Source organism: Deltaproteobacteria bacterium (assembly GCA_019310525.1).
Classification (GTDB): Bacteria; Desulfobacterota; DSM-4660; order Desulfatiglandales; family HGW-15; genus JAFDEE01.
The window spans coordinates 1-6,039 of sequence record JAFDEE010000127.1 but is presented as its reverse complement, the minus strand read 5'-3'; the positions used below and the strand labels follow the sequence as shown (position 1 = coordinate 6,039).

General features: G+C 56.2%; 5 protein-coding genes and 2 tRNA genes. 6 read left to right on the top strand and 1 reads right to left on the bottom strand.

Features of this window, described 5'->3' with window-relative positions; genetic code table 11:
• Positions 1 to 481 precede the first annotated feature (481 nt).
• The 3 genes from JRF57_15800 to JRF57_15790 all read left to right on the top strand — a co-directional run bounded on the left by JRF57_15800 (position 482) and on the right by JRF57_15790 (position 4,146).
• Entirely contained in the window at positions 482 to 2,599 is a 2,118-nt protein-coding gene (locus JRF57_15800) for an RnfABCDGE type electron transport complex subunit B (protein MBW2305161.1), read from the top strand.
• Positions 2,600 to 2,767: 168 nt separating this feature from the next.
• Positions 2,768 to 3,511 (top strand): cyclic nucleotide-binding domain-containing protein, encoded by a 744-nt coding sequence (locus JRF57_15795; protein ID MBW2305160.1) that lies wholly within the window; start codon positions 2,768 to 2,770, stop codon positions 3,509 to 3,511.
• A 149-nt stretch (positions 3,512 to 3,660) separates the two neighbouring features.
• Entirely contained in the window at positions 3,661 to 4,146 is a 486-nt protein-coding gene (locus JRF57_15790) for a cyclic nucleotide-binding domain-containing protein (GenBank protein ID MBW2305159.1), read from the top strand.
• A gap of 25 nt (positions 4,147 to 4,171) precedes the next feature.
• Here JRF57_15790 and JRF57_15785 read toward each other — a convergent pair.
• Positions 4,172 to 4,259, bottom strand: a tRNA-Leu gene (locus JRF57_15785).
• Positions 4,260 to 4,357: 98 nt separating this feature from the next.
• Here JRF57_15785 and JRF57_15780 point away from each other — a divergent pair.
• The 3 genes from JRF57_15780 (at position 4,358) to JRF57_15770 (ending at position 6,012) form a co-directional block, all read left to right on the top strand.
• Positions 4,358 to 4,433: transfer RNA gene (locus JRF57_15780), tRNA-Ala, on the top strand.
• A 418-nt stretch (positions 4,434 to 4,851) separates the two neighbouring features.
• The gene (locus tag JRF57_15775) at positions 4,852 to 5,079 is read left to right on the top strand and encodes a hypothetical protein (protein MBW2305158.1); all 228 of its coding nucleotides are present in this window, start codon (positions 4,852 to 4,854) and stop codon (positions 5,077 to 5,079) included.
• Positions 5,080 to 5,514: 435 nt separating this feature from the next.
• Positions 5,515 to 6,012, top strand: coding sequence for a hypothetical protein (locus JRF57_15770; GenBank protein ID MBW2305157.1), 498 nt, complete (start codon positions 5,515 to 5,517; stop codon positions 6,010 to 6,012).
• Positions 6,013 to 6,039: the final 27 nt, after the last annotated feature.

The following is a 6,039-nucleotide window of genomic DNA, read 5'->3' as shown; positions in this document are numbered from 1 at the left end:
AAGTTCAAGGAAGGCGAAAATTTCAACCGCAGGAATACATTTAGTATTTTGAGGATTGAAATTTGAGCCTGACGCCGCAATTGGGCAAAAGGGGGCGTTTTTCAAAGGTCTCAATTTACGACCTGCCTCGCAATACCTCCTTTCCCCCGGGAGCCTGCCCGGGGATCCTTCGGCGTGAAGATTCCCTTATGGAGATGCCGGGACTTCACAACCTCTGATGGGCAGAGGATCCCTGGTATGGATAAAGGTGCAAAACGACACCTCCCGGCAGGAAAACACCGTTTTCCCTTGTATATCGTACTGGGCAAAAATTTACCGCATGCCATGGATTTCGATGAAGAGAAGAATCAGCATGTGGGATCCCCGGAAAACGATTCCATAAATGTGCACGAAGGGAGACAGATGGGTTCGAGTGTTGTTTTAGTATCGGATTTTCGGGTTCTCTGGGAATGAAGCACCAAGATGTCTTGAGGGAGATACCATGATAACCGCAATCGTTATAATGTCTGTCGTTGGATCTGTCTGCGGCCTCATGCTGAGTATCGCATCAAAAGTATTCCACGTAGATGAGGATCCCCGCATCGAACTGGTCGAAGATGCTCTGGCAGGTGCCAACTGCGGCGGGTGTGGGTTTGCAGGGTGTTCCGCTGCCGCCGTCGCCGTGGTGGAGGGAAAGGCGCAACCGAATGTCTGCGTGGTCGGCGGGCCTGAAACCACCATGGCGGTTTCCGCAATCATGGGATTGGATGCGGGCGTCGCCGAGCCTGCCACTGCATGCAATCCCTGTTCAGGGGGTGAGCGAGCGCCGGTGAAATACCTGTACCAAGGAGCCGAATCCTGCAGAGCCCAGACTCTCCTTTACGGTGGTCAGCGCCAGTGCGACATCGGATGCCTGGGCTTCGGAGACTGTGTCCGGGCATGTCCTTTCGGGGCCCTGGAAATGGGGCCTGAAGGGTATCCCGTGGTGAACGAGGACAAATGCGTCGGGTGCGGCGTCTGTGCGCGTACCTGTCCAAAAGGCATTCTTAAGGTCAAAACAGCTTCTGAGCGCCTCTTGCACTTCAACCGGGAGGATGAGTGTCTCGCACCCTGCAGGCAGACCTGCCCTGCTGAGATCAATATCCCACGTTACATCTCCCAGATCCGCAAGGGAGATTACAAGGGAGCTGTGCGAACCATCCGGGAAAGAAACCCCCTGCTTCTGGCCTGTGGCCGGGTATGTCCCCACCCTTGCGAGACCAACTGCCGAAGGGGAATCGAGGATGAACCCGTATCCATCAACCAGTTGAAACGTTTCGTGGCCGACTATGAAATGATGACCGGACAGCGGTTTCCCATCCCCGTCGCCCCTTCGACCCACAAACGTGTGGCTGTCATCGGAGGAGGTCCGGCGGGGCTCAGTTGCGCCTATTTTCTGCGGAGACTGGGGCACGAGGTGACCATCTTCGAGGCCATGCCGAAATTGGGAGGTATGCTCCGTTACGGAATTCCGGAATACCGGCTTCCTAAAAAGGTATTGGACTGGGAGATCGAGGGAATCCTCAACCTGGGAATTAAGTGCCACACCAACGTAGAATTCGGTCTGGACCTTGATCTCTCCTCCCTGATCGCTGTCGGTTACGATGCTCTCTTCCTCGGTATTGGGGCCTGGAAAGACTCCCTCCTGCGGGTGGAAGGGGAAGACCTTGAAGGATGTTACTCCGGGATCGACTTTCTGGCCAGGGTGGGGAAGGGCGAATCGGTTCCCATCCCTAGGGTTGCGGCCGTCATCGGTGGAGGAAACACCGCCATCGACTGCTCCCGAACCCTCCTGCGATTAGGTGCTGAAAAGGTCTATCTTGTATACAGGAGAACCCGCAAGGAGATGCCGGCCAACGAGGTGGAAATAGAGGCCGCAGAGGCCGAAGGCATCGAATTTCTCTTCCTCTCGGCTCCAACCCGCATCATAGGAAATGAGAGTGGAAAGGTGACCCACCTGGAGTACCAGAAAATGGAACTTGGGCCCCCGGATGCCAGCGGAAGACGCAGGCCCGTGCCCGTAGAGGGGTCAGAGACCCAACTTGAAACCGAGATGGTCATTGCTGCCATCGGCCAGTCTCCCAAGGTCACTTTCACGGAAAAGGCCCAGACGCGACTCGCGGAATTACGCACCACCCGGTGGAACACCATCGAGGTGGATCCTCACACACTCCAGACCAACATCCCATACATCTTCGCCGCAGGGGACGCCGCCACCGGGCCCTCACTGGTTGTTGAAGCCATCGGCGGAGGCCGGCGTGCCGCCCGCTCCATTCACCAATACCTCATGGGCGAAGAAGTTCGGACCGAACCCGGAGAGCTGGGCAAAAAACTGATCGAAGAATCGGTATTCGAACAAGTCGAGGGTATCGTGAAAACGCCCCGCTCCCCCATGGAGGAGCTTCCGGTTGAGGAAAGGATCCACTCCTTCGTCGAGGTCGACCAGGTCCTCACCGAGGAGGCAGCCCTTGCAGAAAGCCGCAGGTGTCTCAACTGCGGCCGGACCTGCTACACCATGGATATCCCCCGGTCTGATCCCATTGCCGGAGATACCCGGGGGATGGAATCAAAGGCAGCTTGAAGAGAAAAGGAGAACGATTGTTGAAAATCGCCCACGGGTCTTGGGGAAGGGTTTACCCCGGTCGCGGCCGACAACGACCCGTGAAGAAAAAGCCTGAAGGCAACTGCACGGCGATACCGGAGAAGAGGAGACTTGCCGTGTTTTTGGGAACCAGAAAAGGAGGGGCCCATGATTAGCCTTGATTTCTTGAAATCCGTAGATCTTTTCAAAGGCCTTGAGGAAGACCAACTCATCCCCTTTCAACAGGAAGGCGAAGAGAAGCAGTACTTGAAGGGAAAAAAACTCTTCAGTGAAGGGGATGAGGCCACGGACCTGTGGATCCTGGTCGATGGGCAGATTGACCTGTGTTCTGAATTGCCGGGTCGCGTACATCCCGAAATCTTCACCGTTTCCTCCGTTTCCCCTGGAGAGGCCCTGGGATGGTCGAGCTTCGTACCCCCATACAGATACAGACTGTCCGCTTACTGTGCCAAGGATATCTGTACCGTGCTTCGGCTTGGGAAGGATTCCCTGCTCAGACTCTTCGAGAGTGATTTTCGCGTGGGCTACCGGGTGATGACCAACCTGGCCGCCGTTATCAGCAAGCGGTTCCAGCAATTGCAGGAATCGGCAACGGCCGCTCCCTATGCACAGATCAAGATCAAGGTCCACTTGGCCACTTGCGGAATCGCCGCCGGTGCCCGTGAAGTCATGAAGGCCCTCATGGAGGAGCTTCCCCGGAGCGGTCGGGAAGATATTCAGGTGGAAAGCGCGGGATGCATCGGCCGATGTGACACGGAACCAAACGTGACGGTCGAGATCGAAGGGGAAGAGCCGGTCATTTACCAGAAGATGGACCCTGAGAAGATGCGCCGGGTCTTTAGACGCCATATCCTGGAGGGGCAAGTCCAATCCGATTTGCTCTTGAGATAGACACGGGCACCGGTGCGGCACAGTCAGGCATCCATGCGGTGCGGGGGCGGCGACCCTCCTCCGGGCCTGTTAAAGGCTGCCGTACCAGTGCGGATGATCCATATGATGAAAAGCCAAGCCGCTCCCAGTGAGCGAAAGGAGAGGAACCCATGATCAGTCTCGATTTCCTCGAAAAGGTTGACCTTTTCCAAGACCTTGACGACGAGCGCTTGACCGCCGTTCAGGGTTGTTGTGAAGAAGTGGAATACCGCCGGGGCGAGAAGTTATTCGGGGCAGGGGAAGAAGCCTCCAACCTGTGGATTGTCCTGGATGGCCAAGTTGGTCTTCAAGAGAAGGAATCGGGGGACGGCTCCTCTGCCGGGGACAAACCCCTCTCATCCCTTTCCGAAGCCGGGGTTTTCGGATGGTCGAGCTTGGCACCCCCATACCGGTACACGCTCTCCGCCTTTTGCGATTCCAGGCGGTGCCGGGTCATCAAGGTAGGGAGGGACTGTCTTACTGGGCTTTTTGAAAAGGACCCGGAACTGGGTTACGAAGTCATGAAAAAACTGCTCTCCATCATCGGCCAGCGCTTCGAACTGCTCCAGGAAGAGGTCGCGAAACGACGTGGAGAAGAACTCATGAACCGCTGGTAAGGTCTGAGGGTATAGGTAGGGAAAGTGGTGCCGGAGGAGAGACTCGAACTCTCACGGTCGCAAGGACCACTGGATTTTGAGTCCAGCGCGTCTACCAGTTTCACCACTCCGGCACATGGGATAATTTGGTATTTTATGTAAAACCTTCACAAAATGTCAATATGATATTGACAGGAAAAAGGGCCGCTGTTAATATTCCAATTCAGATTTTGGGGCTGTAGCTCAGCTGGGAGAGCGCATGAATGGCATTCATGAGGTCGTGGGTTCGATCCCCATCAGCTCCACCATTTTGTTAAAAGACAACCCGTCTCTCCGCAGGTCTTCTCCGGGACGACGGGTTTTCTTTTTCCCCTTGTTTTCAAAGGGTTTGCGCCAGTTTCACATCTTTCCGGACCCGTTCTCCACCCGCCTGATTCTCCCCTCTTTTCTTGGCCTTAATTCTCTGTTCGTCCCCTGATTCTCCGCATCGAAGGACGAAGTCCGAAGCTCGTCCGGTTGGGCAATTCCTTTTATCCTGCATTCTCGGATAAATGCGGCAATAATATTAATAACCATCTAATATTACAAATAATTATGATAATAATAATCACTCTGTTTTTCATCGTTATACTCGGCAGAGTTATAACGATGTACAGCGAGAGGATCGAATTCCCATACTAACAGGTTGCAACCGCAAGTGGTTGATTTTGATAAAAACTTGCCGAGTTGACACTTCAGAGGCCTCTATGTTTTGTCAACCTCGTTACAACTATCCGGGAATCCAGGGTCAAACGAACACGGGAGCGCGTGGCCCGGGCCATCCACTCGGTGGTAGGCGGTGAGGTCCGCCAAGTGGACAAGGTTCGAGCCTACATCCAGCTGGTCCTGGCCGTAGCCGCCAAGGGCGGCAGGGCCGCTCCCATATTTGTGCTCGCTCCAAAAGCTTCTGTGTAACTGACATGCTTCGGGACAGTATCAAATTTGTCCTGCCGCAATATTGTTCGTGCGGCTCGCACCGGTCGGGCCGCCTCCAGCCGCAAACGCAGCTTTGACCCGCAGAGCGCCCGGTACGACTTCAGGGTTTTCCTCCTGCACCTCGGGCTCATCGGCGACGAGTTGCGGCCTCGCTTCGCGAGTGACATCCTTCGGACTCGCCCTTCGGGCTCGCGCCCCGTTTGCTCGCTTCGCTCGCAAGCCGTGGTCAAGACCGCGCGCAAACATCTTCTTGCCGCTTTGCCGGGTGACTCGGCATTCAAGCGAGGAAGACCCAAACCCAAACAACAAACCGCCACCAAGGCGGAATCTCCCACGGAGGCCGGGCCACACAATTCGGCTGTCCTGCCGAATTGTCCGGGGCTTCATTGTCGAAGCCCAGGGAGGGAAGCCCTGATGTGCGGATTGGCAGGAGTCATCTTCGGGAAAAAACGGCGTTGTGCCGAGGAACGGGAGTACCTGGCATGGCTCTTCACGCGGCTGCTGGTCATGAGTGAATGCAGGGGTCCTCACGCCACGGGTATCGCCTGGCTCAACCGCGACGGCGAACACCGGCTCTTCAAACGGCCGGCGCGCGCCGGGCAGTTCGTCACGGACAAGGCATATCAGGAGGTATTGTCCGGCATCGACAATCGCACCACGATCCTGCTCGGACACACCCGGTGGCACACCCGCGGGGATGAGCGCGTCAACCGTAACAACCATCCGATTCGGGCCGGCGACATCATCGGAACCCCTGCCTGCGCCGCTGCGCAGCGCGGCAGGCAGGCACAACGGCACGATCTACAACGCCGACTACCTTTTCCGTCGGTTCAAACTGCGACGCTTCGCCCAGGTGGACAGCGAACTGCTTTTCCGCCTGGCCCACAACGCCGTCCGGGACGACCGGATTGATATGGAGAGGTTCAGGGCGCGCCTGGA

Excerpts from the sequence above, each read along its gene's own strand:
- JRF57_15770 (MBW2305157.1), top strand. The coding sequence starts at position 5,515 with ATGTGCGGATTGGCAGGAGTCATCTTCGGGAAAAAACGGCGTTGTGCC.
- JRF57_15800 (MBW2305161.1), top strand. The coding sequence starts at position 482 with ATGATAACCGCAATCGTTATAATGTCTGTCGTTGGATCTGTCTGCGGC.
- JRF57_15790 (MBW2305159.1), top strand. The coding sequence starts at position 3,661 with ATGATCAGTCTCGATTTCCTCGAAAAGGTTGACCTTTTCCAAGACCTT.
- JRF57_15795 (MBW2305160.1), top strand. The coding sequence starts at position 2,768 with ATGATTAGCCTTGATTTCTTGAAATCCGTAGATCTTTTCAAAGGCCTT.